At 32.1% G+C, this 25,184-nt stretch carries 22 protein-coding genes; 12 read left to right on the top strand and 10 right to left on the bottom strand.

The features are described from left to right. Positions 1 to 118: 118 nt before the first annotated feature. From KCTC32516_RS08480 to KCTC32516_RS08470, 3 genes are all read left to right on the top strand, one after another. Positions 119 to 1,207, top strand: coding sequence for a M42 family metallopeptidase (locus KCTC32516_RS08480; RefSeq protein WP_301399985.1), 1,089 nt, complete (start codon positions 119 to 121; stop codon positions 1,205 to 1,207). A 159-nt stretch (positions 1,208 to 1,366) separates the two neighbouring features. Further along, the gene (locus KCTC32516_RS08475; protein WP_301399984.1) at positions 1,367 to 2,518 is read left to right on the top strand and encodes an aminotransferase class V-fold PLP-dependent enzyme; all 1,152 of its coding nucleotides are present in this window, start codon (positions 1,367 to 1,369) and stop codon (positions 2,516 to 2,518) included. Between the two features lie 9 nt (positions 2,519 to 2,527). Continuing rightward, positions 2,528 to 3,067: an NUDIX hydrolase gene (locus KCTC32516_RS08470; RefSeq protein WP_301399983.1), complete on the top strand. Its 540-nt coding sequence runs from the start codon at positions 2,528 to 2,530 to the stop codon at positions 3,065 to 3,067. On the opposite strand, the gene KCTC32516_RS08465 is transcribed toward KCTC32516_RS08470, so the two are convergent. From KCTC32516_RS08465 to acs, 3 genes are all read right to left on the bottom strand, one after another. Continuing rightward, a complete protein-coding gene (locus tag KCTC32516_RS08465; RefSeq protein WP_301399982.1) occupies positions 3,057 to 3,800 on the bottom strand; it encodes a DUF6503 family protein in 744 nt (247 codons plus the stop codon). The two genes, KCTC32516_RS08470 and KCTC32516_RS08465, sit on opposite strands and share 11 nt — an antisense overlap. A 50-nt stretch (positions 3,801 to 3,850) precedes the next feature. Beyond that, positions 3,851 to 5,617 (bottom strand): ABC transporter ATP-binding protein, encoded by a 1,767-nt coding sequence (locus KCTC32516_RS08460; protein WP_301399981.1) that lies wholly within the window; start codon positions 5,615 to 5,617, stop codon positions 3,851 to 3,853. Between the two features lie 136 nt (positions 5,618 to 5,753). Continuing rightward, positions 5,754 to 7,661, bottom strand: coding sequence for an acetate--CoA ligase (acs, locus tag KCTC32516_RS08455; RefSeq protein WP_301399980.1), 1,908 nt, complete (start codon positions 7,659 to 7,661; stop codon positions 5,754 to 5,756). 53 nt (positions 7,662 to 7,714) lie between these two features. On the opposite strand from acs, the gene KCTC32516_RS08450 reads away from it, so the two are divergent. Then, positions 7,715 to 8,494 carry a sulfite exporter TauE/SafE family protein gene (locus KCTC32516_RS08450; protein WP_301399979.1) on the top strand — a complete coding sequence of 260 codons (780 nt, stop codon included), beginning with the start codon at positions 7,715 to 7,717 and terminating at the stop codon, positions 8,492 to 8,494. On the opposite strand, the gene KCTC32516_RS08445 is transcribed toward KCTC32516_RS08450, so the two are convergent. From KCTC32516_RS08445 to KCTC32516_RS08425, 5 genes are all read right to left on the bottom strand, one after another. After that, entirely contained in the window at positions 8,491 to 8,967 is a 477-nt protein-coding gene (locus KCTC32516_RS08445; RefSeq protein WP_301399978.1) for a hypothetical protein, read from the bottom strand. The two genes, KCTC32516_RS08450 and KCTC32516_RS08445, sit on opposite strands and share 4 nt — an antisense overlap. Further along, entirely contained in the window at positions 8,968 to 9,768 is an 801-nt protein-coding gene (locus KCTC32516_RS08440; protein WP_301399977.1) for an endonuclease/exonuclease/phosphatase family protein, read from the bottom strand. Then, a complete protein-coding gene (gene fabV, locus KCTC32516_RS08435) occupies positions 9,769 to 10,956 on the bottom strand; it encodes an enoyl-ACP reductase FabV (protein ID WP_301399976.1) in 1,188 nt (395 codons plus the stop codon). A 98-nt stretch (positions 10,957 to 11,054) separates the two neighbouring features. Further along, positions 11,055 to 12,002, bottom strand: a complete 948-nt coding sequence (locus KCTC32516_RS08430; protein WP_301399975.1) for a phosphoribosylaminoimidazolesuccinocarboxamide synthase — start codon at positions 12,000 to 12,002, stop codon at positions 11,055 to 11,057. Positions 12,003 to 12,064: 62 nt separating this feature from the next. Next, positions 12,065 to 13,012 carry a PhoH family protein gene (locus KCTC32516_RS08425; protein ID WP_301399974.1) on the bottom strand — a complete coding sequence of 316 codons (948 nt, stop codon included), beginning with the start codon at positions 13,010 to 13,012 and terminating at the stop codon, positions 12,065 to 12,067. Between the two features lie 177 nt (positions 13,013 to 13,189). Between KCTC32516_RS08425 and KCTC32516_RS08420 the strand changes: the two genes are divergently transcribed. The 8 genes from KCTC32516_RS08420 (at position 13,190) to KCTC32516_RS08385 (ending at position 20,570) form a co-directional block, all read left to right on the top strand. Further along, positions 13,190 to 14,020 carry an SAM hydrolase/SAM-dependent halogenase family protein gene (locus KCTC32516_RS08420; protein ID WP_301399973.1) on the top strand — a complete coding sequence of 277 codons (831 nt, stop codon included), beginning with the start codon at positions 13,190 to 13,192 and terminating at the stop codon, positions 14,018 to 14,020. A 16-nt stretch (positions 14,021 to 14,036) separates the two neighbouring features. Next, a complete protein-coding gene (locus KCTC32516_RS08415) occupies positions 14,037 to 14,333 on the top strand; it encodes a putative quinol monooxygenase (protein WP_301399972.1) in 297 nt (98 codons plus the stop codon). Positions 14,334 to 14,392: 59 nt separating this feature from the next. After that, positions 14,393 to 14,929 (top strand): GNAT family N-acetyltransferase, encoded by a 537-nt coding sequence (locus KCTC32516_RS08410; RefSeq protein ID WP_301399971.1) that lies wholly within the window; start codon positions 14,393 to 14,395, stop codon positions 14,927 to 14,929. A gap of 1 nt (position 14,930) precedes the next feature. Next, the gene (gene gldF / locus KCTC32516_RS08405; RefSeq protein WP_301399970.1) at positions 14,931 to 15,650 is read left to right on the top strand and encodes a gliding motility-associated ABC transporter permease subunit GldF; all 720 of its coding nucleotides are present in this window, start codon (positions 14,931 to 14,933) and stop codon (positions 15,648 to 15,650) included. After that, positions 15,643 to 17,283 (top strand): gliding motility-associated ABC transporter substrate-binding protein GldG, encoded by a 1,641-nt coding sequence (gene gldG / locus KCTC32516_RS08400; RefSeq protein ID WP_301399969.1) that lies wholly within the window; start codon positions 15,643 to 15,645, stop codon positions 17,281 to 17,283. The genes gldF and gldG overlap by 8 nt, the downstream gene beginning before the upstream one ends. Positions 17,284 to 17,380: 97 nt before the next feature. Next, positions 17,381 to 18,256 (top strand): phosphatase PAP2 family protein, encoded by an 876-nt coding sequence (locus tag KCTC32516_RS08395; RefSeq protein ID WP_301399968.1) that lies wholly within the window; start codon positions 17,381 to 17,383, stop codon positions 18,254 to 18,256. Then, on the top strand, positions 18,253 to 19,371 hold the full coding sequence (locus KCTC32516_RS08390; protein ID WP_301399967.1) for a hypothetical protein: 1,119 nt from the start codon (positions 18,253 to 18,255) through the stop codon (positions 19,369 to 19,371). Before KCTC32516_RS08395 ends, KCTC32516_RS08390 begins: the two co-directional genes overlap by 4 nt. After that, positions 19,368 to 20,570, top strand: a complete 1,203-nt coding sequence (locus KCTC32516_RS08385; RefSeq protein ID WP_301399966.1) for an MFS transporter — start codon at positions 19,368 to 19,370, stop codon at positions 20,568 to 20,570. Before KCTC32516_RS08390 ends, KCTC32516_RS08385 begins: the two co-directional genes overlap by 4 nt. A gap of 10 nt (positions 20,571 to 20,580) precedes the next feature. On the opposite strand, the gene KCTC32516_RS08380 is transcribed toward KCTC32516_RS08385, so the two are convergent. Both KCTC32516_RS08380 and KCTC32516_RS08375 read right to left on the bottom strand, forming a co-directional pair. Further along, positions 20,581 to 22,254, bottom strand: coding sequence for a sodium:solute symporter family protein (locus KCTC32516_RS08380; RefSeq protein WP_301399964.1), 1,674 nt, complete (start codon positions 22,252 to 22,254; stop codon positions 20,581 to 20,583). Between the two features lie 202 nt (positions 22,255 to 22,456). After that, positions 22,457 to 24,988: a PIG-L family deacetylase gene (locus KCTC32516_RS08375; protein ID WP_301399963.1), complete on the bottom strand. Its 2,532-nt coding sequence runs from the start codon at positions 24,986 to 24,988 to the stop codon at positions 22,457 to 22,459. Positions 24,989 to 25,184 lie beyond the last annotated feature (196 nt).

Raw genomic sequence — 25,184 nt, 5'->3', positions numbered from 1 at the left:
CAAAAAAAATAGATATTTTTACAAAAGCAAACACAAAGTCTTTTAGGTGTTTTTTAAAATAAAAACATGCTAACTAACTTTGAAACTTTTTTACATTAAAACTTTATAAACTGATATAATGGCAAAAAAATCAATCTTAAATAAAAAATCAATTTCATTTTTAGAGAAATATTTAAATAACGCTGCTCCAACTGGTTACGAATGGGAAGGTCAAAAAATATGGATGGATTATTTAAAACCATATGTTGATGAATTTATAACGGATACTTACGGAACAGCGGTTGGCGTTATCAATCCGAAAGCAAAATTTAAAGTGGTTATTGAAGGTCATGCAGATGAAATTTCTTGGTATGTAAATTATATTTCTGATAATGGATTAATCTACGTGATTAGAAACGGAGGAAGTGATCATCAAATTGCGCCAAGTAAAATTGTAAATATTCATACTAAAAATGGCATCGTAAAAGGCGTTTTTGGCTGGCCAGCAATCCACACAAGAGACAAAGCAAAAGAAGAAACTCCGAAGCCAGAAAATATTTTTATCGATACAGGTTGTGCTACAAGAAAAGAAGTGGAAGCATTAGGAATTCACGTTGGTTGTGTAATTACGTATCCAGATGAATTTCATATTTTAAACGGAGATAAATTTGTTTGTAGAGCATTAGATAATAGAATGGGCGGATTTATGATTGCAGAAGTGGCTCGTTTATTGAAAGAAAATAAAAAAACATTGCCTTTTGGATTATACATAACCAATTCTGTTCAAGAAGAAATTGGTTTGCGTGGAGCGGAAATGATTACACAACGCATCAAACCAAATGTAGCAATTGTTACTGATGTTACACACGACACCACTACTCCAATGATTGATGTTAAAAAAGCAGGTTATTTACAATTAGGAAAAGGTCCTGTTATTGCCTATGCTCCAGCAGTACAACAAAAATTGCGTGATTTAATTACAGAAACTGCAGAAGAAAACAAGATTCCGTTTCAACGTTCTGCACTTTCTAGAGCAACAGGAACAGATACAGATGCGTTTGCGTATAGTAACGGCGGAGTTGCATCTGCATTGATTTCTTTACCGCTACGTTACATGCACACAACTGTAGAAATGGTGCATAGAGATGATGTAGAAAATGTAATTAAAATGATTTATGAAACCTTATTGAAAATAAAAGACGGAGAAACATTCTCTTATTTTGAGTAATAAATAAAAGCCACGAATTCACGGATTTTTTTTACAAAATATTTTAAAAATTCATGTCATTTCGACGATAAGAGAAATCTCAAGGTTTTAAGTTAGGATCATGAGATTTCTCAATCGTTTTTAAAACTCTTTTCTAAATGATTAACTAAATTTTTAATAATGAAAAATCAAAAACATCTGTTTGACATTCCAGAAGGAATTCATTACTTAAACACCGCTAGCCTTTCTGCTTCTTTTAAATCTGTTGAAGAAGCAGGAATGAAGGCTCTTAAAGAAAAAAGCAAACCGTATTTAATTCCGGTTACAGATTTTTTTAATCCAGTTATTACCCTTAAAAAATTATTTGCGCAACTTATTGATGCCGATGATTATAATAGAATCGCAACGATTCCTTCTGTTTCTTACGGATTATCAACCGTTGCAAATAATATTAAATTAAATAAAGGCGATGAAATTGTGCTTATCGAAGAGCAATTTCCTAGCAATTATTATGTTTGGGAAAAATTGGCTAAAAAACATGATGCACTACTAAAAATTGTACAACAACCAACAATGCAAGAGAATAAAGGCAAACGTTGGAATGAAGCAATTTTAAACTCCATCAATGACAACACAGCTTTTATTGCACTAGGAAATATTCATTGGACAAACGGAACCATATTCGATTTAAAAGCAATCAGAAAAAAGACTACAGAACACAATGCGCTTTTAATTGTAGATGGAAGTCAATCTGTTGGCGCAATGGAATTCTCTATCAAAGAGATTCAGCCAGATGCATTAATTTGTGCTGGTTACAAATGGCTATTTGGTCCTTACGGTTGTGGTTACGCATATTTTGGAGCATATTTTGACGATGGTGAACCTATTGAAGAAAATTGGTCGAATCGTTTTAATAGCGAAAACTTAAGTGATTTAGTAAATTACGAACCGAGATACAAAGCACTAGCAAACAGATATTCTGTAGGAGAACACGCTAGTTTTATTTATGTGAAAATGCAAATTGCTGCTCTTGAACAGATTATTGAATGGACACCAAAAGCAATTCAAGAATATTGTAAAGGAATTACTTCTGATTTTGTTGATGTTTTAAAAGAGAAAGGTTGTATTATTGAAAATTTTGATGATAGAGCACATCATTTATTTGGCGTAGAAATTCCTGAAAAAATTAATAAGGCCAAATTAAAAGAAACCCTTTCTAAAAACAATGTGTTCGTTTCTTTTAGAGGAAACTACATTAGAGTTTCGTGTCACTTATTCAATACTTCAAAAGATTTAAAGGTTTTGTCTGATTGTATTTTAGCAGCTTTATAAAAATCTATTTTGGACGAACTCGTAGATATTTTAACTTCTGACGGAAAATCAACCGGAAAAACGGCTTTAAAATCTGAAGCGCATCAAAAAGGATTGTATCACGCAACTGTGCATGTTTGGTTCTATACAGATGATCATAAAATTCTACTTCAAAAAAGAGCTTCCGTAAAAAAAGTGTTTCCAAATCTTTGGGATGTTTCTGTTGCTGGACATGTTGCTGCTGGAGAAAAAATAGAAAATGCAGCTATTAGAGAAGTAAAAGAAGAAATTGGTTTGACAATTTCTGAAGCTGATTTGACAAAAATTGGATTAAGAAAAGACGAAATCGTACATCCAAACGGAATCTTAGACAACGAGTTTAAACATCTTTTTTTGTGTAAACTAACTAAAGACTTGCCAGAATTAACAATGCAAATTGAAGAAGTTGATGACATCCAACTATTTGATGTTTCCATATTAAAAGACACCACAAAACATGGACGTTTTATGGTGCCTAATTTTAGATATTATTATGATTTTATATATGATAAAATCAACGCTATTTTGTAGGCTTTTCGAAAAAAGAATCTGATATTTTTGTATCGCTAATTAGCGGTAACGTAAATTCTGTAGCTGCTCTTTTAGGCTCAGTTGGTGCGCCAATACTATCTTGATTGTACCAAGTTATCGATTTTGGCAACAACAAACTGCTTACAGAATTCCAATCGTTATATCGAATGATGCTATATTTTTCTGATGGTTTTTTTGAATTAAATGTTACAGTATACGCAAGCCATTCCATTTGATAAGAATCTTTGTTGTAATAAATAAGATAATTATCATCTGGTGATGAACCAATATTTGCTTTGTACGAAATTTTAAATCCTGGATAACTTACACCATCAAAAACTAAATCTGTTGTTTTTTCGTACATAATTCCGTCATCAGCCAACACAAAAGGCATTGCATAAAAATAGAAATACAAATTGTAATAAAAATTTTTATTTCCTTTAAATGCAGTAGAATCTTTTTGAGATAACCAAACTTCTTTTCCATCAAACCCAAGCGAGTAATTTGGTGCTTTAACAACTATTTTACGAGATTGCAAATCTGTTGTATAAACCTCATCTCCTTTGTTAAATGACAATGTTTTTGCTTTTTTCCAAGCTTCAATTCCGCCATGTTTTTCAAATACTTTCGCTAATTCATTTGGGAAATTTTCTTTTTTAGTTTCTTTCTTTTCTTCATTTTTACATGAAATTGAAATTGCTGCTAGAACAAATAATAAGAGTATTTTTTTCATAAGTTATGGTTTTAAATCAAAGTCGAAAATATAAATAAATGCTTACAATTTTAAATTTTCGATTGATAGGTATACAATTCAAAATATCTTCCTTCTTTTTTTATCAATTCGTCATGCGTACCTCGCTCAACAATCGATCCTGATTCTACTACTAAAATTTGATCTGCTTGTTTAATGGTACTTAATCTGTGTGCAATCACAATTGTGGTTCTATCTTTTATCAATTCTGATAAACTTTTCTGAATCAAGGCTTCACTTTCTGTGTCTAAACTAGAAGTTGCTTCATCTAAAATAATGATTTTCGGATTCGCTAATATGGCTCTTGCAATTGCCAAACGCTGACGTTGTCCTCCAGAAAGTTTGACGCCTCTTTCTCCGATTAAAGTATCTAATCCATCTTCAAAACGATCTGTAAATTCATTCACATACGCTGCTTTTACAGCATTTTGCAGCTCCTCTTCTGTTGCATTTGGTCTCGGAAATAAAATATTTTCTCTAATAGTTCCTTCAAACAAAAATTCGTCTTGTAAAACAACTCCTAAATGTTTTCGATAACTACTTAATTTTACTTTAGAAATATCTTTATTATCAATTGTAATTTTACCAGATTTTGGATTTAAAAACGTCGCTGACAAACCTGCAATAGTTGATTTTCCTGAACCAGAACTTCCAACCAATGCTGTAACCGTTCCTTTTGGAACAACAAAACTAATATCATTTAATACTTCTTTTCCTTCTTCATACGAAAAAGAAACATCATCAAAAACCAATTCTCCTTCAATAGTTTCTAACTGAATTGTTCTGTCATCATCATCTTCTTCCGCTTCCATATTCATTAGTTCTTCGGTTCGATCTAAACCTGCTAAGGCTTCTGTTAATTGACTTCCGATATTACTCATTTGCACAATTGGCGCAATCATAAACCCTAATAATAATGTAAATGATAAAAAATCTCCAACAGTTAATTCTCCTGTCATAATTTTATATCCTCCGATTCCCATAATTCCAGTAGATGCAATTCCTAACAAAAAAGTGGATGAACTTGTCATAATTGCCGTTGCTGTTAAACTTTTCTTTACATTTTGAAACAACAGATCTACTCCTTTTTCAAAAGTTTCATTTTCTTGCTGTTCTGCATTAAATGCTTTAATCACTCTAACTCCTGATAATGTTTCAATTAACCTTCCATTTACTTCTGCATTAATCACGCCTCTGTTTCTAAATATGGGTCTGATATATTTAAATGCTTTTAAGGCTACTAAACCAAATATTGCAACAGGAATCAATACAAAAAATGTCATAGACGGACTTATTCTAATTAACAAAACCATCGAAATTATTGCAGTAATTGTTCCGCCAACCAACTGCACCAATCCTGTTCCTATTAAATTTCGAACTCCCTCTACATCACTCATAATACGAGAAACTAAAGCCCCAGATTTTGTGTTATCAAAAAAACTGATAGGTAAAGACAATACTTTCTTTTGCACTTGCGCTCTTAATTCTGAAATTAGATATTGCGCTTGCACGCTTAAAATTCGTGTCAATAAAAAAGAAGTAATCGCTTGCACTAAAATTGCAATTCCGACTATAAACAACAAATTGTATAACTCATTGTAATCTTTATTCGGAATGACATTATCTAATAAGGCTTTACTTTTCCAAGGCAATACCAAACTTGACAATCGACTTATTACAATTAAAATCAACCCAATAAAAACCACTTTACGCTTTGGCCAAATAATTGTTTTAAATGCTTTTCCGATAGAAACTTTTGGTTTCTTTTTATTTTTTGATGAATTGCTATATTCTTTCATGGATGTTTTTTCTTTTCTTAAAGTGTATGCTCTTATTTGTCAAATGATATGCCACGAACTATCAACATGACAGAATAACAAAATTTATGTATTGCAAATAAAAAGCTCCTTTAAAGGAGCTTTTTATTTGCAATTTTTACAATCTATGATCAATAATACTTTGCACCACATCCGGATTTAATAAGGTAGAAATATCGCCTAAATTATCCATTTCATTATGCGCTATTTTTCGTAAAATTCTACGCATTATTTTTCCTGAACGTGTTTTTGGCAATCCTTCAGTAAACTGAATCTTATCTAATTTTGCAATCGGACCAATATGTTCTGTAATTATTTGATTGATTTCTTTTCGTAAATTATCGTGATCTCTAGATTCTCCAACATCTTTTAAAATCACATAACCGTACAGTGCATTTCCTTTTACATCATGCGGAAAACCAACAATAGCACTTTCTGCTACCGCAGGATGTTCATTTATGGCGTCTTCTATTGGTGCAGTTCCTAGATTATGTCCAGAAACAATAATAACATCATCTACTCTACCGGTAATTCTGTAATAACCAACTTCGTCACGCAAAGCGCCATCACCCGTAAAATACATATTATCAAAAGCTGAAAAATACGTTTCTTTATAACGTTGATGGTTTCCCCAAATAGTTCTTGCAATACTTGGCCACGGAAATTTGATACACAAACGTCCATCAACTTGATTCCCTTTTAATTCATCGCCATTTCCATCCATTATAGCTGGTTGAATTCCAATAAAAGGCAATGTTGCGTAGGTTGGTTTTGTTGGCGTTACATACGGAATCGGAGTAATCATAATTCCGCCAGTTTCTGTTTGCCACCAAGAATCTATAATCGGACTTTTCTTTTTACCAACATTATCATTATACCAATGCCAGGCTTCTTCGTTGATGGGTTCTCCAACAGAACCTAACACTTTTAATGATGATAAATCGCACTTGTCTAACAATTCTGTTCCTTGTTTTGCCAAGGCTCTAATTGCTGTTGGCGCTGTATAAAACTGATTTACTTTATGTTTTTCTATAATTTGCCAAAAACGTCCAAAATCTGGATAATGCGGAACCCCTTCAAATAAAACCGTTGTTGCGCCATTTGCTAACGGACCATAAACAATATAAGAATGTCCAGTAATCCAACCAATATCTGCAGTACACCAATACACGTCGTTTTCTTTATATTGAAATGCATTTTTAAATGTATATGCCGTGTACACCATATAACCAGCAGTAGTATGCACCATTCCTTTTGGTTTGCCCGTAGAACCAGAAGTGTATAAAATAAATAACGGATCTTCTGCATCCATCACTTCTGCTTTTCCTTCTGTTGATGCATTATCTAATAAAGGTTGCAACCAAAAATCTCTTCCTTCTTTCATAAAAATATCAGAATTAATCCGTTTTGCAACCAACACATTTTCTACTCCAGGACAACTTTCTAATGCTTCATCTACAATTCCTTTTAAGTCGATTGTTTTTGCGCCACGATAAGATCCATCAGCAGTAATTACCATTTTACAATCGCAATCATTAATTCTTGTTGATAATGCTTTGGATGAAAACCCTGCAAAAACAACCGAATGTATGGCACCGATTCGTGCACAAGCCAACGTTGCAATTGCCAATTCTGGAATCATTGGAACGTAAATACAAACGCGATCGCCTTTTTGCACACCTTGACTTTTTAGCACATTTGCAAACTGATTTACGCGTTCAAACAATTGTCTATAACTGATGTGTTCTGCTGCTTCATCTGGATTGTTTGGCTCAAAAATAATTGCCGTTTTATCTCCACGAGTTGCTAAATGTCTGTCAATACAATTTTCTGTAATGTTTAATTTTGCTCCTTCAAACCATTTGACTTCTGGTTTAGAAAAATCCCAACTTAAAACGGTATCCCATTTTTTTCTCCATAAAAAATGTTCTTCAGCGATTTCTTCCCAAAAGGCTTCTGGCTCGCGAATCGATTTACGATACACTTGGTAATATTCTTCTAAATGCTTGATGTGGTAATTACTCATTATTGTTTTATTTATTCTTAGACATTCTAAAAATAGAAAATTATATTTGCTTTATGAATTTTCAAGATGTTTTATCTGTTATAAATACAAATTGGCCTGTTATTTTACTTTTTTTTACCATTGCCGTATTGTATTCTTCAGTCGGTTTTGGTGGCGGATCAAGTTATTTAGCGGTGTTGGCATTAACAGGTTTGGCTTTTACACAAATTAGAGCAACGGCTTTGTTGTGTAATATTGTAGTTGTTATAGGAAACGTTTTTTATTTTCATCAACAAAAAACATACAATTTTAAAAAGGTAATTCCGCTTGTTTTATGTAGTATTCCGTTTGCTTTTATTGGTGGATATTTAAAAATTAGCCAAACATTCTTCTTTATTTTACTAGGTTTTACATTGTTATTTGCAGCAATTACGATGTGGATTTCTAAAAAAATTGTGGCATCCGAAGAAAAAACAACACAATTAAAACTGTCTAAAAATGCTGGTTACGGCGGATCTATCGGTTTTATTTCTGGAATGGTCGGCATTGGCGGTGGCATTTTCTTAGCGCCATTATTGCATTTAACAAATTGGGACACGCCAAAAAAAATTGCCGCAACAGCAAGTTTGTTTATTTTGGTAAATTCTATAGCTGGTTTGGGTGGACAATATTTAAATCCGGAGTTTATGATAGATTGGAATCTAACAACGGTTTTACTTATTACCGTTTTTATTGGCGGGCAAATTGGAAGCAGGTTTAGTTCTAAATTCTTACAACCAATTCAATTAAAAAAGGCAACCGCTATATTGATTGCCTTTGTAAGTATAAGAATATTGTTGAAATATTTGTTTTAAGAAAATAATTCTTCTATTTCTTGCTGATAATCGTACTGTAAATCTTCGTGTAAGGTTTTTACTGTTTTTTGAATACTTTCAACTTGTCGGTGATACACATTTTGCAAACGAACACTATTTTTTATTGAAGGCTTAAAATTCTTTAATTTCTGACAGAAGTAAATCAATAATTCTACTTCTGTTTCTTTTTTTTGAGAATACCGAATAAACTTTTTTGTCAGCGTTAAAATTTTACGAACGCTTTTTCTGATGTAGAAATAACTGTTGATGTTAATCTGCTCAAACAAATCGTCCATTTGTTCTTTTACACTTTCTATATACAATTCTTCGTTAGAAGATTCGAACAATAAATACGTCAGTAATTCTTTATTTTCCTTTTTAAATTTTGATAATCGCAAACACAAATCAATCAACTCTTTTGAGTTTTTATAACTCAATTCGTCTTTAATTTTTTTTACCGTTACTGCTTTCATCTATTTCTGTAATTCTAAAGTCACCAAATACGCACAATGATCAGAAGCAATTATATCGCAAACAGTTTCTTTTGATAAAACTTTCCATTTATTCTTTGGATAATATAGCACGTAATCAATCTTTTTTACTGGTTTATCAGAAGGAAAAGTCAATAACGGATTTGCTTTATGATAAGAAGCTTTCCAAAAAGATTCTAAAATATTGATGGTTTTACTATTTGGTGTATCGTTTAAATCACCCGATAAAATTGTTGGAAATTTATTCTTAGAAAAAGCTTTATTAATTGCTTTTGCTTGCGAAACGCGATCTGTATCTTCTTTTAAATGATCTAAATGTGTTCCAATAAACGAAATAGTATCGCCAGATTTCAACACCGTTGTAATTTCTAAAGCAGCTCTTGGTTCATTTCCTTTTGTAAATGGTAACGCAACATTTCTGGTTGATAAAAAAGAATATTTAGATAAAATTCCTTCTCCATATTCTCCGCCATCATAATACATTGCTCTGCCAAAAATTGATGCCATTTTTGTACGAAAACCCAACTCTGTTGGCAAATCGTATTTTTTTGCTCTGTTGGTTTTAAAATCTACCTCTTGTAACGAAACAAAATCGGCATCTGCTTTTTTAATTACGTTGGCAATAATGTCTAAATCAAAACTTCCGTTGGTGGTTGCTCCATGCAAAATATTAAAACTCAGCACTTTTACAGTTACTTTTTCTGCATCACTTTTTTGTGCAAAAAGAGTTCCATTAAAAAGAAAAATAATTAAAAATGATATGAGTTTATAATTCCTTAACATTTAATGTTCACTCGGAATTTCTACCATTTCGTTTACATCTGCATCGTAATCTACACCCTCAACTTTAAATCCGAATAAATTAAAAAAGTCATTGCTATAGCCTTCTAAATCTCCTATTTCAGATAAATTTTCTGTAGAAGCAGTTTCCCATAATTTAGCAACTTCAGCTTGCACATCTTCGCGCATTTCTAAATCGTCAATTCTAATTCTACCTTTTGCATCTAAAGCTAAATCTCCGCCAAACAAACGTTCGCTGTACAAACGTTGAATTTGTTCGATACATCCTTCATGAGTACCTTTTTCTTTCATGATTTTATACAGTAAAGAAATGTATAACGGAATTACAGGAATTGCAGAACTTGCTTGTGTAACCAAAGCTTTATTTACAGAAACGTATGCTTTTCCTCCAATTGATTTTAAATCATCAGAAATTGTAAAAGCGGTAGCTTCTAAATGATCTTTTGCCGCACCAATGGTTCCTTTTCTATAAACTGCTTCAGTAAGTTTCGGTCCAATATAAGAATACGCAACTGTTGTTGCTCCTTCAGATAATAAGTTTTCATTTTTTAATGCGTCCATCCACATTTTCCAATCTTCGCCGCCCATTACTGCAACGGTGTTTGCAATATCATCTCCTTCTGCTGGATTGATCGAAATTTCAGTTACATTTCCTGTATGAAAATCTACTGTTTTATTAGAAAAAACTCCGCCAATTGGTTTTAAAACCGATTTGTAACGAACTCCAGTATCTGGATGCGTTCTTACGGGTGAAGCCAAACTGTAAATTACCAAATCAATTTGACCTAAATCTTTTTTGATCATGTCTAAAGTTTGACGTTTGATTTCATTTGAAAATGCATCACCGTTAATACTTTTTGCATACAAACCTGCTTTATGAGCGTGTTTTTCAAAAGCTGCTGTATTGTAATAACCAGCAGAACCAGTTTTTCCTGGTGATGAAGGTTTATCAAAATACACACCAATGGTTGCCGCATCAGATCCAAAAGCACTAGAAATTCTAGACGCCAATCCAAATCCTGTTGAAGAACCAATTACCAACACTTTTTTTGCCCCACTGATTGCTCCTTTAGATTTTACATATGCTATTTGATTGATTACGTTTTGCTCACAACCTGTTGGATGTGCTGTTAAACAAATAAATCCTCTTGTTCTTGGTTCTATAATCATAATTAGTTGTTTTTAATATTTTTAAGTAGTTCTCGACTCCGCTTGAACTGACAAATAAATGTCTCCTCGAGCGGAGTCGAGAGGTTTTTATTTTTTAATTACGCAGTTAAAAACTCCGTTACATTTTTATGAATTCTTTCTAATACATTTTCTGTAGTTGCTTTTACAAATTTTTCGCCTGTAATTTGCTCATACAATTCTATATATCTATTTGATATTTCTATAATTTTTTCATCAGACATTGCTGGAATTTGCTGTCCGTCTTTTCCTTGAAATCCATTTTCTATCAACCACTGACGCACAAATTCTTTTGATAATTGTTTTTGATTTTCTCCTTTTTCTTGACGCTCTTCATATCCGTCAGCATAAAAATAACGAGAAGAATCTGGCGTGTGAATTTCATCAATCAACACAATTTTACCCTCTTTTGTTTTACCAAATTCGTATTTGGTATCTACCAAAATTAAACCGCGTTTTGCAGCAATTTCTGTTCCTCTGGCAAACAATTTACGGGTATAATCTTCTAAAACCAAATAATCTTCTTCAGAAACAATATTGTTGGCTAAAATGTTTTCACGAGAAATGTCTTCGTCGTGCTCGCCATTTTCTGCTTTTGTTGATGGTGTAATAATTGGCGTTGGAAATTTGTCATTTTCTTTCATTCCTTCTGGCATTGCTACTCCGCAAAGCATTCTTTTTCCTGCTTTGTATTCTCTAGCTGCATGACCAGATAAATAACCTCGAATGACCATTTCTACTTTAAATGGCTCACACAAATGACCAATGGCAACGTTTTCATCTGGAGTTGCTACCAACCAATTTGGAACAATATCAGCAGTTTCGTGCATCATTTTTGTTGCAATCTGATTTAAAATTTGTCCTTTAAACGGAATTTGACGTGGAAGAATGACATCAAAAGCTGACAATCTATCGGAAGCAATCATGACCAATACTTCGTCATTTATATTATAAACTTCTCTAACTTTTCCTTTGTAAACAGATTTCTGTTTCGGAAAATTAAAGTTGGTTTCGTTAATTGTATTCATTAATTGTGGTATTGTTGTTGCCTGCAAAAGTAAACTAAAGACTTTTTATGAACAACAAAAAACTATTCAGTTTCTATGCTTTTATACGCTTTTATAATACTTTTTACCAATCGATGACGAATTACATCTTTATCATCTAAATACACTTGCGCAATTCCTTCAATATCTTTTAATGCCAACAACGATTCTTTTAAACCAGAAACTTGTCTTCTTGGTAAATCTATTTGCCCAGGATCTCCATTAATCACAAACTTAGCATGTTTTCCCATTCTGGTTAAAAACATTTTCATTTGATTGTGCGTTGTATTTTGCGCTTCGTCTAAAATAACAAACGCATTGTCTAATGTTCTTCCGCGCATAAATGCTAATGGTGCTATTTGAATGACTCCTTTTTCTAAATACGATTCTAATCTTTCATGCGGAAGCATATCGCGTAAAGCATCGTATAAAGGTTGCATATACGGATCTAATTTTTCTTTTAAATCTCCAGGTAAAAAACCTAAATTCTCACCAGATTCTACCGCTGGTCTTGTTAAAATAATTCTACGTACTTCTTTTTCTTTCAACGCTTTTACAGCCAATGCAACTGCAGTATATGTTTTTCCTGTTCCAGCTGGACCAACAGCAAAAAGCATGTCGTTTTTTTGCATCAAAGAAACCATTTTGCGTTGATTCTCTGTTTGAGCTTTTATCAATTTACCATTTACTCCGTGCACCAAAACTTCTTTTGCAGCAGCGTCTGTTCTTTCTTCTTTTCCTGTAGAAGTTAAAATGCGCTCAATACTGTTTTCGTCTAGTTTGTTGTATTTGTTAAAATACTTCATCAGCATTTCCATCCGTTTTTCGAATTCGTCTAGAATATCTGATTCTCCGTAAATTTTTAGATTATTTCCTCTAGCAACAATTTTTATTTTTGGGAAGTGTTTTTTTAATTGTGCAATGGTGCTGTTTTGAGTTCCAAAAAAATCTTTTGGATTGATGTCTGTTAGCTCAATAATTCTTTCTGTCAAATGATTCTATTTTAATAGGTTAACAATCTGTGAATTGAAATTAATTACATAAAATAAAATGAGATAAAATCTATCTACTTTTTATACAAGAAAATTACGGATAAAAAATTAGAATTGATTAGCTTTGTGTAAAATTTTTATGTTTTTTTAAACAACTAATCAACAGGTGATTTTTACATGTCTTTAATAACTTTAACAACAGATTTCGGAACTAAAGATCATTTTGTAGGTGCTGTAAAAGGTGCGATCTACTCAGAATTGCCCGATGCTAGAATTGTAGACATTACCCACGAAATTACTCCGTTTAGCATTACAGAAACTGCGTATATTTTAAAAAATTCTTATAAAAGTTTTCCTGATAAAAGCATTCATATTGTGGGTGTAGATGCGGAGTTGAGTCCAGAAAACAAACACATTGCAATTTTACTAGACAATCATTATTTTATTTGTCCAGACAACGGAATCATTTCTATGATTGCTTCAGAAATCAATCCAACACAAATTGTAGAAATCAACATTCACGATCGTGTAGAAAGTAGTTTCCCTGTGTTAGATGTTTTTGTTCAAGTTGCTTGTTTTATCGCTCGTGGCGGAAGTTTAGGCGTCATCGGAAAAGAGATTCAGACCTATAAAAAAATGACTGAAATTCAGCCTAAAATCAATTCAAATGAAACTCAGATTATTGGAAGCGTCATTTATATTGATAACTACGGAAATGTCATCAGCAATATTAGCGAAAAACTTTTTACAGAAATTGGCAAAGGAAGAAATCACAGAGTAATTGCAAGACGTTATACTTTTGATAAAATCAACAATAAATACAATGATATTGTCAATTACGAAATTGATGAAAATAGAAATCATTATGATGGTGAAAGATTAGCTATTTTTAATTCAGCCGGATTTTTAGAAATTGCTATTTACAGAAGTAATTTAAATAGCGTTGGTGGCGCTTCTTCTTTGTTAGGTTTAGATTACAGAGATACTGTAATGGTAGAATTTTATTAATTTTCAAAAAATAAAAATGTTTGTTAGAATTGTAAAAATGGGGTTTCACGAAGAAAATGTAACGGTATTTTTAGAGATTTTTGAAAGCAAAAAAGAAAAAATAAGAAGCAATAACGGTTGTCAATTATTAGAATTGTATCGCGATAAAAAGGATCCAAGTATTTTCTTTACGTATAGTTATTGGGAAACCGAACAAGATTTAGAGAATTACAGAAATTCTGAGTTGTTTAAAGTCGTTTGGGCAAAAACCAAAGCTTTATTTAATACAAAACCAGAGGCGTGGAGTGTTGATAAAACGATGAGTTTACCGTAAACAATTATCAGTTATCTATTTTCAGTTATTAGTTATCAATTAAGAATGAACAGTTATTAATGAAGTCATTTTCTTTTACAGATTTTCCAGAAATAAACACAGAACGATTGTTGTTAAGACAATTAAATGATGATGATGCTGATGCTGTTTTTAAACTGAGATCTAATACAGAAATCAACAAATTAATCACTAGAAAAACACCTAAAAATACTGAAGAAGCAACTGAGTTTATTGCTGTTTGTCAGCAAGAATTTAAAAAAGAAAATCGTATTTTTTGGACAATGGAACTCAACGAAACCAACCAAGTGATCGGAACAATTGTATTTCATAAAATTTCGTTGGATGATAATTATGCAGAAATTGGGTACGAATTACATCCAACATTTCATCGAAAAGGTTTTATGAATGAAGCGATGCAAGTCGTTTTAAAGTTTGGAAAAGCTACCTTGCAATTAAAAATAATAGAAGCATTTACGCATCAAAATAATAAAGCATCAATTGCGTTGTTAGAGAAACACCATTTTGTTTTTCAACCAAAAAGAAGAGATGAAGGTTTTGAAAATAATCGTATTTTTCGTCTCGAAATAAATCAATAATATGTTTCCAATCCTTAGAAAAGAATTCAATTTATTTTTTGCTTCGCCAATTGCTTATTTAGTAATCGGAGTTTTCTTGTTGGTAAACGGATTGTTTTTATGGGTTTTTAAAGACGATACCAATATTTTAAATGCTGGTTTTGCAGATTTAAATAGCTTCTTTTTATTAGCACCTTGGATTTTATTATTCTTAATTCCGGCAATAACAATGAAAAGTTTTGCCGACGAATTAAATGCAGGAACCATAGAAACACTGCGAACAAAACCAATTTCTGATTGGCAAATTGTATTGGGCAAATTTACTGCTTCGCTCCTATTAATTGTGGTTGCTTTAGCGCCAACATTGACCTATGTGTATACAATTATTCAGTTAGGAAATCCAGTTGGAAATATCGATTTAGGAAGCACCATTGGTTCGTACATTGGTTTGTTATTTTTAGCCGCAACCTACACTTCTGTTGGATTATTTACCTCAACATTTTCTAAAAATCAAATTGTAGCATTTATTTTAGGCGTTTTTATCACGTTCTTTTTATTCTACGGATTTGATGCCATTGCAGGAATCTTTCCATCCAATAGTTATACCATTCAGTTATTAGGAATCAACGAACATTTTAAAAGTATCAGTCGCGGAGTGATTGACACCAGAGATGTTTTGTACTTTATTTCTGTCAGCGTTTTCTTTTTATTACTAACTAAAAATCAGTTACGTAATGTCTAAGAATTTAAAATTTATCGCAAAATTAGTACTTGGTTTACTGTTGATAAACTTCTTCGGAAATCAATATTACAAACGTTTCGATTTAACGCAAGACAAACGCTACACGCTTACAAACACAACAAAATCTATTGTACATTCTGTTGACAATGTTTTAAATGTAAAAGTGTATTTAGAAGGTGATTTTCCTGCGGAATTTAAGCGTTTACAAATTGAAACAAAACAGTTTTTAGAAGAATTAAGAGCGGTAAATTCTAATATTAGAATTCAGTTTATCAATCCAGATACGTTTAGAGAAGAATTAATCAAAAAAGGATTGACTCCAAGTAGATTAACTGTTGAAGAAGACGGGAAATTATCGGAAGCAATTATATTTCCTTGGGCAGAAATTTCCTATCAAAATAAAACCAATTTGGTAAATTTATTGCCGAGTTCTAACGCAAATTCACAAGACGAACAATTGCAAAACGCGGTTGAAAACTTAGAATTTTCTTTCGCCAGTGCCATTAAAAACATCAACCGAAAAAGTAAACAAAAAATCGCTGTTATCTCTGGAAATGGAGAATTAGAAGATATTTATGTATATAGCTTTCTAAAAGACGTTGCATCCAAATATAGTTTGGCGAAATTTACGTTGGATTCTGTGTTGACAAATCCACAAAAAACATTAAAAGATTTAACGAGTTTCGATTTGGCAATTATTGCAAAACCAACCATTAAATTTTCTGATAATGAAAAATTAACGCTCGATCAATTTATTACAAATGGCGGAAAAACATTGTGGATGATTGACAATGTGCAAGCAGATCAAGACAGTTTATTGCAAACAGGAAAAATGCTTGCGTATCCAAGAGATTTAAATTTAACCGATTTATTATTTGCGTACGGAGTGAGAATTAACACCACAATTATTAAAGATATGTATGCTGCTAAAATTCCGTTAGCAACCGGAAATGTTGGCAACAAAACGCAGTTTCAATATTTACCTTGGGATTTTCATCCGTTGGTAAACGGAAATCCAAATCATCCGATTACAAAAAATATTCGTCCAGTTCGTTTACAGTTTACAACTCAAATTGACACGTTAAAAAACAATATTAAAAAAACGCCTTTATTAGCAACATCATTATTATCTGCAAAAATGGGAACACCAAATTTTGTAGAATTAAAAAGCATTGCTAATAACCAAAATCCAAACGAATATAAAAGCGGAAAACAATTAACTGCCGTGTTGTTAGAAGGCGATTTTAAATCTGCTTATAAAGACCGAATTAAACCTTTTAAAACATCGCTTTATAAAAAGGAAAGTACTCCGAATAAAATGGTTGTAATTGCTGATGGAGATATCGCAAAAAATCAAGTTTTAAAAAACCAGCCCTACGATTTATCAACCGATAAGTGGACACAAGAAACCTTTGGAAACAAAGAGTTTTTATTAAATGCAGTAGATTATTTATTAGATGATGATGGCTTAATCAACCTAAGAAATAAATCACTTAAAATTAATCTATTGAACAAACAAAAAGCTTTTGAAGAACGTTCTTTCTGGCAGTTTTTTAATGTTGTTTTACCTTTAGTTTTGTTAGCTATTTTTGGTGTTATTTTTAATTATTTAAGAAAAAAAAAATATTATTAAAGAGTATAAACTTTTACTTGCTTGTTTTAGTATATTTATTGAAATAATAAATATCCCTTTTTGTAAAAAATATTTTTCTAGACATTAAAAAAAATAAATGAAACTAAAACGCATAGATTTCCTTTTTTTAGGTTTTCTTTTAATTACAAGCATTTTATTAGTTTGCTCTTGGAATCAAACCGAAAATGTAGCTGAATTATTAGTAATTAGAGGAATTATTTCTGCAATAAGTTTGGGTTTTATTTTTTTAAATCCGATTGTGAAATCTGCATTATTTACATTGTTTAGAAATAGCTATCCAGTTTTATTTGCAGGTTATTTTTACACAGAAACGGTACATTACAACAAACTATTTTTTAATAATTTAGATCCATTATTCATTCAATTAGATGAGTGGATTTTTGGTTTTCAGCCAAGTCTAGAATTTGTAAAATATTTCTCAAATTCATTTGTTACAGAATTAATGTATTTCGGGTATTTTTCATTTTATTTTATCATTTTAGGATTTGTACTTATCATGTATTTTAAAAGAAAAAAATCATTCATTGAAAGCATATATAAAGTCACTTTCTCGTTATTATGCTTCTATTTTATTTTCGCATTATTTCCTTCTGCAGGACCACAATTTTATTTCGATATATCAGAAAGAGCTGTTCCAACAAACGGCTTTATTTTTCAAAAAATAATGCATATAATTCAAGCTAATGCAGAACAACCAACGGGTGCTTTTCCGAGTTCACATGTTGGTGTTACCGTAGTAATTTTGTTAATAGCTAGAAAAACCTTGCCGTTATTTTTTAAAATCTGTTTACCTATAACTTTCCTTTTAATTTTATCAACTGTTTACATAAAAGCACATTATGCTGTTGATACAATTGCTGGTTTTTTAATTGCACCAATTATCTTGTATTTGGCAGATTTTACGTATCATTATCAATTCAAAAAAAAGAATCTTTACAAACTAAATTTATGATTCATCTTAGAGAAGTTACAAACTATAAAGATTTAAGAACCTTTATAAAACTACCTTATAAAATTCATAAAAACCACAAAGAATGGTTGCCACCATTAGTCACAGATGAATTTAAAGTGTTTGATAAAAAGAAAAATCATTCTTTTGAACATTGCGATACCATCATGTATTTAGCAACTAAAAACAATGAAGTTGTTGGGCGAATTATGGGAATTATCAATCACGCTTACAACACCGGAAATAATGAAAAAAATGCTCGCTTTTGTTATTTAGAATGTTATGATGACGCCGAAGTTTTTGACAAGTTACTTGAAGCCATTGAAATTTGGGGAAAAGAAAAAAACATGGACAACATTGTGGGTCCGTTAGGTTTTTCTGATAAAGATCCGCAAGGTTTTTTATTGGAAGGATTTGAAGATCCGATGACAGTAATGGTTACCAATTGTAGTTTTGAATACATGATTTCTCACACAGAAAGGAATGGCTATCAAAAGAAAATCGATTTGTTTCAATATCGAATTCAATTAGAAGAAAAAACACCGGAAATCTATCTTAAAATTGCAGAACGCGTACAATCTAGAGGTTTTAAAATTGTAGCGTTTACAAAATCATCAGAAATAAAACCTTATGTAAAAACAGTCTTCGATTTAATCAACGAAACGTATACAGATATTTACGGGTTTGCGCCTTTAGATGATAGAGAAGCAAAAGAATTTTCTGATCGTTTTTTACCCTTGTTAAATCCGAATTACATCAAACTGGTAAAAGATAAAAATGATGTTGTGGTTGCATTTGTTGTAGCAATGCCAAACATCAGTAAAGGTTTTAAAAAAGCCAACGGAAGATTGTTACCTTTCGGATTTATCCATATTTTAAAAGCGTTAAAAACCGCAATACAACTAGATATGTTATTGGGTTGTGTAAAACAAAATATTCGAAATTTTGGTTTGGATGCTTTAATGGCAGTTGCTTTATTTGATGCTGCCAGAAAAGGAAATTTAAAAGTGATGGACAGTCATTTAACAATGGAAGAAAATACACAAATGCGCTCAACTTACGAACGCATGAATCATGAAATTTACAAAAAATATCGAATTTTCGAAAAAGCTTTATGAACAAAAAACCAACACTAGGATTAAAAGAAAATTGGGTTCAGTTTACCATTTTGGTAATTGTCAATGCATTTGTGGGCGGAATGGTTGGTTTAGAACGCAGCATTTTTCCAAAATTTGCAGAACTCGAGTTTGGCATCGCTTCTAAAACGGCCATTCTTTCTTTTATTATTGCATTCGGAATTACTAAAGCAATTACCAATTATTTTACAGGAAAATTAGCCAACAAATACGGACGAAAAAACTTATTGATTTTAGGTTGGTTGTTCGCAATTCCCATTCCTTTTATTTTGATGAATGCTGCACATTGGAATTGGGTGATTTTTGCCAATATTTTATTGGGAATCAATCAAGGATTAACTTGGAGCAGTACTGTGGTTATGAAGATTGATTTGGTCGGCGAAAAAGACCGAGGTTTGGCAATGGGAATTAACGAATTTGCTGGTTATTTTGCAGTCGGAATTGTGGCATTTTTAACCGGAATTGTAGCGCAGAAATACGGCATAACTCCATATCCTTTTTATATCGGAATTGGAATTTCTATTGTTGGATTATTGCTATCTATTTTGTTTGTAAAAGACACGCGAAAATTTGTGAATCAAGAACAAAAAATAGATACCACAAAAAAGTTAGATAATGTGTTTTTAGAAACCACTTTTAAGAATAAAAATTTAAGCGCAATTACGCAAGCTGGTTTGGTGAATAATTTAAATGATGGAATGATTTGGGGTTTATTGCCCATTTTGTTAATCAGTTTGCAATTCGACACCAAAAGCATTGGAATTGTTGCCGCTGTGTATCCTTCTGTTTGGGGAATCGGACAATTATTTACAGGAAAAATGTCTGACCTTTATTCTAAAAAGAAGATGTTGTTTTGGGGAATGTTATTGCAAGGAATTGCAATTATTTTTATCGTGTACACAACCAATTTTTTAAGTTTGGTTTTTATTGCTGCTATTTTAGGATTTGGAACTGCGTTGGTGTATCCAACATTTTTATCCGCAATTGCTGCAACAACTACTCCAACACAACGCGCAGAAAGCATTGGTGTTTTCAGATTATGGCGCGATTTAGGCTATGCAATTGGCGCTATTTTATCAGGAATCATTGCTGATGTTTGGGGAATTGAAGATGCAATTATTTCCATCGGAATGATCACAATTCTGTCTTCTTTTGTCATTAAATTTAGAATGACGGAATAGTTGTATCATTTTAAACTGTAACTACATCCATTTTATTTTTTTGAGTAGTTTGTATAAGAATTGCGATTCCCATCACCAAAACACAACCCAATAAATTTAACCATAAATATGGCAACCAATCTAGTAAAAACACACCGATAATAATTGCTTGTGTTATCAAAGCAGCAATAAATACGGCGTTTCCTTTTACAAATTTGATGAAAAATGCCAATAAAAATATTCCCAAAACGTTTCCGTAAAAAATAGAACCAATAATATTTACCAACTGAATTAAATTATCAAACAAATTGGCAACACACGCTACTAAAATGGCGAGAATTCCCCAACCTAACGTAAACCACTTTGAAGCTTTTACATAATGCTCATCAGATTTTTCTTCTTTTACATTTCGCTTGTATAAATCGATTGCAGTTGTACTTGCCAACGCATTTAATTCTGATGCTGTTGATGACATTGCCGCAGATAAAATCACCGCCAATAACAAACCAATTAATCCTCTTGGTAAATTGTTTAAAATAAAATGAATAAAAACGTAATCTTTATCATTGGTTTCTACCGAAGCATCTGCTTTATGAATAACACCTTTTGCTTGTTCTTTAATTGCTACACTCTTAACCTCTAATTCTTTAATTTTAATTTTATCACTGGCTTGAACTCCATCTAAAACCAATGCTTTTTTATCGTTCTCAATCTTTTTGTATTGATTTTCTAACGAAGCATATTCAGCAGCATATTTAGAATTGATAACCGCTTCATTTGCTTTCGGATTAAAATTTAACGGCGCTGCATTAAATTGATAAAATACAAAAACCATCACACCAACTAACAGAATAAAAAATTGCATTGGTACTTTTAACAAACCATTAAACAACAATCCTAACTGACTTTCTCTTACTGATTTTCCAGACAAATACCGTTGTACTTGACTTTGATCTGTACCAAAATAAGACAACATTAAAAAAGTTCCACCCAAAAAACCTGTCCAAACTGTATATCTATTTGATAAATCAAACGAAAAATCGAGTACTTTCATTTTTCCGCTTGCACCTGCAATATCCAAAGCTTTTGTAAAAGAAATATCTTGTGGTAATTTGTCAATGATCATAAAAAAGGCAACAAACATTCCAATAAAAATGATAAACATCTGTTGCTTTTGTGTCACATTTACCGCTTTTGTTCCGCCAGAAACTGTGTAAATAATCACCAAAACTCCGATGATAATATTTAAGGAAACCAAATCCCAACCCAACACAGCAGACAAAATAATTGCCGGAGCAAAAATGGTAATTCCGGCTGCCAATCCACGTTGAATTAAAAATAAAATGGCGGCTAAAGTTCTTGTTTTTAAATCGAAGCGTCCTTCTAAATATTCGTACGCTGTATAGACTTTTAATCGGTGATAAATCGGAATAAAAACCAAGCAAATAATTACCATTGCAATTGGCAAACCGAAATAAAATTGTACAAATCCCATTCCGCTATGAAATGCTTGTCCAGGAGTTGATAAGAAAGTGATTGCACTTGCTTGAGTTGCCATTACAGACACTCCAATTGTCCACCATTTTGTGTCGTTTCCTCCTTTTATATAATCTTGTACGCTTGTGTTTTTTCTTGTTTTATAAGCACCAAAAATCACAATAAATAATAAAGTTATAGAAAGTACAATCCAGTCTAAAATTTCCATAGTTTATGTGCTTAATTTGAAAAATAAGTAGTGATAAAATAAAATAGAATGATATATACAAAGTTGGCAATCAACACAACACTGTATATTTTTTTCCAAGGACGTTTTTCTTGCTGATTCATATTCTTATATTATTTTGTCTGGTCGAGCGCAGTCGAGACCTATTTTAAACTTCTCTACTGCGCTCGAAGAGACACTCTAACTATTCTTTTATTTCTGTTTGCTTTTGTATGTTCTCTTTTCCTATAGACAACATATTTGCAAAGAGTTTATACGCTCCAGAAACACCCGCTGGTAATTCTCTAAAAAAGCTTAATCCTGTGTAAATATAATGTCCTTTTCCATGTTTTGCCACTAACAAACTTCCATTTCTTGCTGGTTCATCTTTATCATGCATCGATAAAATGGGTGTAAATTGTTTACTCCATTCGTCTGGGAAATACAATCCGCGTTCTTGCACCCAACCATCAAAATCTGACGCTTCTATTTTATTTGGAAAATTCAACAGAGAATGATTTTTTGCCAACAAACTAACTTTGGCAGTTTCATCGGTCACTCGATCTCTAGAAATATGCAATTTAAATGGCGCACCAACATCAATTCCGCCCCGTCCTGCTGTATTGTATTGCACAATCATATTTCCGCCTTTTTCTACATAATCTAGCAAGAATTTTTGCTTAAACTTTAATGCGTCAACAGTATTATAGGCTCTAACTCCTAAAACAATAGCATCAAATTTATGCAGATTTTCTTCGTTGATTTCATTTGGATCAATCGGTATTACTGTATATCCTATTTGGCGTAAACTTTCTGGAATTTCATCGCCAGCGCCAGTAATATAACCAATATAATTTCCGTTTTTCTGTATATTTAATCGAACAACTTTCGCTTCAGAATTTAATAAGACTGATTGTTTCGGAATGTGGTTATAATTGATTTCGATTAATTCTTTATTGTATATTTTACCATCAATAGTTGCGATACTTTTTAAAATCCCTTCTGATTGATTTACCGGCGGCGTTACCATAAAATCTACCGTTACATTATCGCCTTTTTGAGCAATAGAAAACGGAATCTGGTTCGGGAAAATTGTCCAATTAGCTGGAACTTCCAAGCTTACAAAACCACGTACGTTTTTTGTTCCTGCTCTTACTAAAACTGCTACTTTTTGCGGAGAATTATCAGAAAAAATAAGCACCTTGTTGCTTAATTTTGTAGTAACTTCTGGCAATACTTCAAAAGGTTCATAAATTTCTCCAACATCACTTCTAGAATATCTGTACACCACATTTTTTGTAAATGAAATGTTGTGTTCCCAAATATTTAAATTGAATTCAACTTGTAAAGGTCTATCAGATTCGGGTTTACCAATTAACAACTGATTTTTTACCGTGTACATTCCCAATGTTCCTTTTTCTTGCAACCAATACGGATCTGAATAGGGTTTGTTTTTTAATTGTATTTTATCGGTAATATTTACACGAACATTATTTTCTAACTGTTTTTCTGGCGATCGTACGATGGCAACTCTATTTTCTTTAATGCGATAACTATCAAAAAAAGTTGTGATATCGCTTCTATTTAAAGCTTCAACTTTTAACGTAACTTCTCCGTTTGGCGTTGTGCTAGAATTGGTTGCAGAAACTTCTAAATACAAACCGGCAGCAGCTTCTATAATTTCTTTGATTTGTTTGAGTTTGATTTCTCTCCAATGCGCATCTTCTAACAACTGAATTTTATCATAGGCATTTAATAATGCTGGTAAATGTTTCGACGGATTTGAAAAATCGAAATTCTTTTCTACATCATACAAAATTGCACCAATTTCTCCGCCGCCTTTGATGCGATTCCAAGTGGTATTAATTCCTGAGAAAATATCTTTAGTGTCTTTAGGTTTATCGCCTTTTAAAAATTCAAGATATTCAAATTGCGTTCCACGAGTTGTTAATCGACCAAAACCTTGGCACAAATGTTGGCTACTTGCCAACGCAGCAATTTCGTTATTCGACAATCCTTTTAACGGATAATACACACCAACATCAAAAGATGTCAATTTTCCTTTTGTTGCTTTTTCAAAATCCTTTTGATTATTATAAAACCAAGAAGATGTATTAAAAAACAAGCGTTTTGGCTGCCAAGTTTCTGTATATTTTAATTGATTTGGGTATTTTGTTGCATCATTTGCCAAATCAAAAGCCGCTACACTTAACATTGCCGAAGTTGTGTGATGCCCGTGTGTTGTTCCTGGAGTTCTATGATTAAATCTGTTGATAATTACATCTGGTTTAAAAGTTCTAATTGCCCAAACAACATCGCTTAACACTTTGTCTTTTTCCCAAAACTCTAGCGTTTCTTTTGGGTTTTTAGAATACCCAAAATCGTTTGCTCTGGTAAAAAATTGTTCTCCACCGTCAATTCTTCTGGCAGCTAATAATTCTTCTGTTCTAATCAATCCTAACAATTCTCTAATTTCTGGACCGATTAAATTCTGACCGCCATCGCCACGCGTTAAAGACAAATACCCTGTTCTCGCTTTTTCGTGATTTGCCAAATAGGAAATTAATCGTGTGTTTTCATCATCTGGATGCGCAGCAATATATAAGGCAGATCCTAAAAAATTTAATTTCTGAATCTTTTCATAAATCTGATTTGAAGATAATTTTTGTGGTTTTTGAGCGTGAATTGATATAAACAAAAACAAAAAAGGAAATAGAATAAGAATTCTTTTTTTCATATAATCATGTATAAAAAATGTCTGGTCGAGCGCAGTCGAGACCTAAAGAAAACCTCTCGCAAGCTGCGCTTTTATCTTCAAATTAAAATATATTTCAATTCTCAATAATGCTCAAGGAGACACTAAATTATTTTTTTAACAAAAAGTAGTCAAAACAAATATAGTATATATATGTTTTGGTATGCGTTCATAAAAA

This window comes from Polaribacter huanghezhanensis (assembly GCF_030444335.1).
Taxonomy (GTDB): domain Bacteria; phylum Bacteroidota; class Bacteroidia; order Flavobacteriales; family Flavobacteriaceae; genus Polaribacter; species Polaribacter huanghezhanensis.
Note: the sequence above shows the minus strand (reverse complement) of the source record. Positions and strands in the feature narration are given on the sequence as shown.

Bases quoted from the DNA above. Each gene is read 5' to 3' on its own strand.
- KCTC32516_RS08420 (WP_301399973.1), top strand. From the start codon at position 13,190: ATGTCTTTAATAACTTTAACAACAGATTTCGGAACTAAAGATCATTTT.
- KCTC32516_RS08480 (WP_301399985.1), top strand. From the start codon at position 119: ATGGCAAAAAAATCAATCTTAAATAAAAAATCAATTTCATTTTTAGAG.
- gldG (WP_301399969.1), top strand. From the start codon at position 15,643: ATGTCTAAGAATTTAAAATTTATCGCAAAATTAGTACTTGGTTTACTG.
- KCTC32516_RS08460 (WP_301399981.1), bottom strand. From the start codon at position 5,617: ATGAAAGAATATAGCAATTCATCAAAAAATAAAAAGAAACCAAAAGTT.
- KCTC32516_RS08375 (WP_301399963.1), bottom strand. From the start codon at position 24,988: ATGAAAAAAAGAATTCTTATTCTATTTCCTTTTTTGTTTTTGTTTATA.
- KCTC32516_RS08475 (WP_301399984.1), top strand. From the start codon at position 1,367: ATGAAAAATCAAAAACATCTGTTTGACATTCCAGAAGGAATTCATTAC.
- gldF (WP_301399970.1), top strand. From the start codon at position 14,931: ATGTTTCCAATCCTTAGAAAAGAATTCAATTTATTTTTTGCTTCGCCA.
- KCTC32516_RS08380 (WP_301399964.1), bottom strand. From the start codon at position 22,254: ATGGAAATTTTAGACTGGATTGTACTTTCTATAACTTTATTATTTATT.
- fabV (WP_301399976.1), bottom strand. From the start codon at position 10,956: ATGATTATAGAACCAAGAACAAGAGGATTTATTTGTTTAACAGCACAT.
- KCTC32516_RS08395 (WP_301399968.1), top strand. From the start codon at position 17,381: ATGAAACTAAAACGCATAGATTTCCTTTTTTTAGGTTTTCTTTTAATT.
- KCTC32516_RS08430 (WP_301399975.1), bottom strand. From the start codon at position 12,002: ATGAATACAATTAACGAAACCAACTTTAATTTTCCGAAACAGAAATCT.
- KCTC32516_RS08385 (WP_301399966.1), top strand. From the start codon at position 19,368: ATGAACAAAAAACCAACACTAGGATTAAAAGAAAATTGGGTTCAGTTT.
- KCTC32516_RS08410 (WP_301399971.1), top strand. From the start codon at position 14,393: ATGAAGTCATTTTCTTTTACAGATTTTCCAGAAATAAACACAGAACGA.
- KCTC32516_RS08465 (WP_301399982.1), bottom strand. From the start codon at position 3,800: ATGAAAAAAATACTCTTATTATTTGTTCTAGCAGCAATTTCAATTTCA.
- KCTC32516_RS08415 (WP_301399972.1), top strand. From the start codon at position 14,037: ATGTTTGTTAGAATTGTAAAAATGGGGTTTCACGAAGAAAATGTAACG.
- KCTC32516_RS08450 (WP_301399979.1), top strand. From the start codon at position 7,715: ATGAATTTTCAAGATGTTTTATCTGTTATAAATACAAATTGGCCTGTT.
- KCTC32516_RS08440 (WP_301399977.1), bottom strand. From the start codon at position 9,768: ATGTTAAGGAATTATAAACTCATATCATTTTTAATTATTTTTCTTTTT.
- acs (WP_301399980.1), bottom strand. From the start codon at position 7,661: ATGAGTAATTACCACATCAAGCATTTAGAAGAATATTACCAAGTGTAT.
- KCTC32516_RS08445 (WP_301399978.1), bottom strand. From the start codon at position 8,967: ATGAAAGCAGTAACGGTAAAAAAAATTAAAGACGAATTGAGTTATAAA.
- KCTC32516_RS08390 (WP_301399967.1), top strand. From the start codon at position 18,253: ATGATTCATCTTAGAGAAGTTACAAACTATAAAGATTTAAGAACCTTT.